This is a genomic window from Allosalinactinospora lopnorensis (genome assembly GCF_000981225.1).
Lineage (GTDB): Bacteria > Actinomycetota > Actinomycetes > Streptosporangiales > Streptosporangiaceae > Allosalinactinospora > Allosalinactinospora lopnorensis.
On record NZ_LAJC01000153.1, the window covers coordinates 1 to 3,117 of the forward strand.

Annotated in this window: 5 protein-coding genes; 2 read left to right on the top strand and 3 right to left on the bottom strand. The window is 70.6% G+C overall.

The features are described from left to right. Window positions 1-754 (top strand): hypothetical protein (locus VS93_RS26065; protein WP_236700756.1); only part of this gene is annotated, 754 nt, incomplete at its 5' end. Window positions 755-800: 46 nt separating this feature from the next. Beyond that, complete coding sequence (locus tag VS93_RS26070; RefSeq protein ID WP_046472495.1) at window positions 801-1,553, top strand: DUF3558 domain-containing protein; 753 nt, start codon at window positions 801-803, stop codon at window positions 1,551-1,553. Window positions 1,554-1,598: 45 nt separating this feature from the next. On the opposite strand, the gene VS93_RS26075 is transcribed toward VS93_RS26070, so the two are convergent. Genes VS93_RS26075 through VS93_RS27425 form a run of 3 tightly spaced genes read right to left on the bottom strand, consistent with a single transcriptional unit; the run spans window position 1,599 to window position 2,973 of the window. Further along, window positions 1,599-2,093: an ATP-binding protein gene (locus VS93_RS26075; RefSeq protein WP_236700757.1), complete on the bottom strand. Its 495-nt coding sequence runs from the start codon at window positions 2,091-2,093 to the stop codon at window positions 1,599-1,601. After that, window positions 2,090-2,563 carry a hypothetical protein gene (locus VS93_RS26080; protein ID WP_046472496.1) on the bottom strand — a complete coding sequence of 158 codons (474 nt, stop codon included), beginning with the start codon at window positions 2,561-2,563 and terminating at the stop codon, window positions 2,090-2,092. The genes VS93_RS26075 and VS93_RS26080 overlap by 4 nt, the downstream gene beginning before the upstream one ends. After that, on the bottom strand, window positions 2,551-2,973 hold the full coding sequence (locus VS93_RS27425; RefSeq protein ID WP_052746016.1) for an ATP-binding protein: 423 nt from the start codon (window positions 2,971-2,973) through the stop codon (window positions 2,551-2,553). Before VS93_RS27425 ends, VS93_RS26080 begins: the two co-directional genes overlap by 13 nt. Window positions 2,974-3,117: the final 144 nt, after the last annotated feature.

Here is a 3,117-nt window from a genome sequence, read left to right on the forward strand (position 1 = left end):
CCCGCAGTACGGTCCGGGGCAGCCGCCCTACGGGGGTCCTCCCGGCTTCCCACCGGGCGGTCCCGCACCACCCGGCCCGCCTCCACCGGGGCCCGCACCGTTCGCGCCGCGTGGGCGCCGGTTCGGCACGGCCCTGGTCACCTTGGTGGTGACCCTGCTGGTCGCGGTCTCCGTCACCGGGGCCGTCGTCTACATGCGCGGCGACTTCCGCGCCGCGTCGCAGCCGGTTCCGGCCGACCTGCCCGAGGACCCCTGCGCCAGCGTCGACGAGGCCCGCCTCGACGCGATCTCGGCGGAGCCGCAGAGCATGCACATCGCCAGGGACACCAGCCACTGCTCCTGGGATGCGCGGTTCGACGGTCTCTCCGACGCCACGCTGCGGGTGAGCTACACCGTGCCGGCGACCCCGGAGAACGCCGCCCTCCTGGAGGAGCACGGCGCCGAACCGAAGCCCGACCCCGAGGAGCTGTACGCGGACCGGCGCGACGATGACCGGACGCTGTCCGGCGACGAAGTGGTCGAGGAACAGGACGAGCCCCAGGACTACGGCGACGAGAGCACGATCGTGTACGTGCACGCCCGAGACCCCGACACCACCTTCGACTTCCAGTCCGTCTCAGCGGCCCTGCTGATCCGCGACGGCGACCGGGTGACCGAGATCGAGGTCTCGGAATACGAGGGCGCACTCGACTTCTCCCAGGCCGAGGATCTGCTCACGGAGCTGGCAGGTGATGTCGAGTGGCAGGCGGGGTGAGCGGCCGCGCGGGACGCCCACGGCACAGAAGGGACCGGACACGACCATGAACCACGGCCACCCGTCTCCCCCGGCGGGCTACCCGCAGATGCCGCCGCCGGCGCCCCAGCCGCCCAAGCGCCGCGGCGGTGTGGGGGTCGTTCTCGTCGCGGCCGCCGCGACGCTCGCGGCCTACCTGGTCGCCGCGGGCGTGCTCGGCGCCCTGGCCTACGGAGCGGAGCCGGAGGAGCCCGAAGGCACCCACGCGCTCCCCGAGGACCCCTGCGCGGGGGTGACCCACGCCCAGCTCCGGCGCGTGTCGGCCGAGTACCCCGAGGTGAGTTTCAGCGGCGACTTCACCTCATCCGGTACCGGTTCCGGCGAGTTCAACTCGGCCACGTGCGGCTGGTACGCGGTCTTCTCCGACGGGACCCGGGGCTATCTGAGCCTCACCTTCCGCGTGCCCGCCGACGATCCGAAGTCCGAGGCTGAGGCCGAGGACGACTACGAGTCCCGGTCGGAGGACTACGACGCCGACGCCGACGCCGACACCGAGTCCGATGTCGACACCGGGTGGCCGATCACGGTCGACGAGTCCCGGGAACTCGACCTGGGCGACGAGAGCCTCATCTCCTTCGCGGAGGAGGGGGAAAGCCCGCCGCAGGCGACCGCGACCGTGCTGGTGCGCCACGCCAATATGAGCATCCGGGTCCATGCGGCTGAGAACACCGAGGCCGACAACGAGGACCGGCCAGACCTCACCGCCGACGAGGACCTCCTGATCGACATCGCGGAGCAGGCACTGGCGGGCCTGGCCTGACCATCGGAGGAGTGGTGCTCTTTCCTGTCCTCACGAAGGGCGGAGTTAGGTGGTGAAAATGAAGTGGTCGAGGCCGGGCGGGACCGCGTCGGGGGCGACGGCGAAGTCGGCCCACACGCCCAGCCCGAGGTTGAGGGCCGGGTGCGGCAGGACCTGGTAGTAGCCCCAGGCCGCGGCCAGCGCGTGGACGAGCAGTAGTCCGCGCTGGCCTTCGGCGGTCAGCCACTCGTCCTCGCCGCGGGTGGCGGGAGTGGCCGGGACCGTGGCGGTCCAGCCGCCGTCGACCACCTCCAGACGCAACGTGCCGGGTTCACGCAGGCACAGGCGCCGGGTGACCTCGCCGTGCTCCTCGCCCGAGGCGGTGTACAGCACGGCGTTGGCGAACAGCTCCGAGCAGCACAGCTCGACCTCGCCGACCACCTCCTCGGCGAACCCCTTGAGGTCGGTGCGGATGTCGCTGCGGACCCGGCGGGCCCGGGCGAGCTCTCCCGGATACAGGCGCGGTTCCCACCGGATGGGGTGGAACAGAGGGGGGCTCACCGGGTGGCTCCCATCAGGCGGTCGAGTCCGGCCTGCTCCTCGGCGGCGGCCCGGTGGTCCCTGCCGCTGTGAGCGTAGCGGCGCGGCCAGGACGGAAGCTCGATGTCGTTGAGAACCTGCTCCAGCGCCTGCGGCGACGAGGCGCCCAACGACACCTCGGGCTGGACGCGGTGGGTGGCGCTGTAGCGGGTGAAACTCGCGAGGGCGTCGTAGCTGAAGTCCCACAGCGAGGCGTACCGACTGAACTCGGCGAGTTCGTAGAAGGCGGTGCCCTCCTCCTCGCTCACCGGCACATACGGGCGTGTACGCGCGGTGCGCCGCGGCCTGTCCGGAGGTTCCGGCGGGGGCGGTGCGGGTCGCGGGTCGGGCTCCGGCTTGTTGTCCGCGTGCCGCCCGAGCGGGGGCGAGGCGGCCTCGGTGAGCCGATACAGCAACGCGATCAGCGGAACGAACACCATCAGCAGACGCATGGGGTCCCTCCAAGAAGGGTCGGGCCGGACGAGAGGTCCGGCGGAGATTCAGGGAACGCGTTCAGTACGGCCCACGTCGTGCAATCGCCGGAGCGCGTCCGTGTTGCGCCGAACCGCTGCGCGAGGGCCGAGACGATCGCGAGTCCATCGGGCGCGTAGTCCTCGACGGGGAGTGTGTCGGTACGGGGATGGCGGCCTCGCTGATCGCGTACCTCGATATGCATGGCATCCGAGTCGTGCACCCGGACGACGATCTCGCCTGAGCTGTGGCGCATGGCGTTGGTAACGAGTTCTGTCGCGACCGTCTCGGCGTCGTCGACCCGGGCGAAGTCGGCGAGCAGACCGACGACTCCCCGGCGTGCGGCGGGCACCATGGAGACCATCGCCGGGAGGGTGATCGAGTGATCCATGGAGACCCACAGTGAAGATTGGCACGTACTGATTTAAAATTGGCACGTACAGCTTGTTTTAGTGCGTGCAGCTTTGTCAAGCTGTTCGTCCAGATTCCCGCGACCCGGGGGAGTTCCGTGACCCGCCCGACGTACCAGCGCATC

Excerpts from the sequence above, each read along its gene's own strand:
- VS93_RS26070 (WP_046472495.1), top strand. The coding sequence starts at position 801 with ATGAACCACGGCCACCCGTCTCCCCCGGCGGGCTACCCGCAGATGCCG.
- VS93_RS26080 (WP_046472496.1), bottom strand. The coding sequence starts at position 2,563 with ATGCGTCTGCTGATGGTGTTCGTTCCGCTGATCGCGTTGCTGTATCGG.
- VS93_RS27425 (WP_052746016.1), bottom strand. The coding sequence starts at position 2,973 with ATGGATCACTCGATCACCCTCCCGGCGATGGTCTCCATGGTGCCCGCC.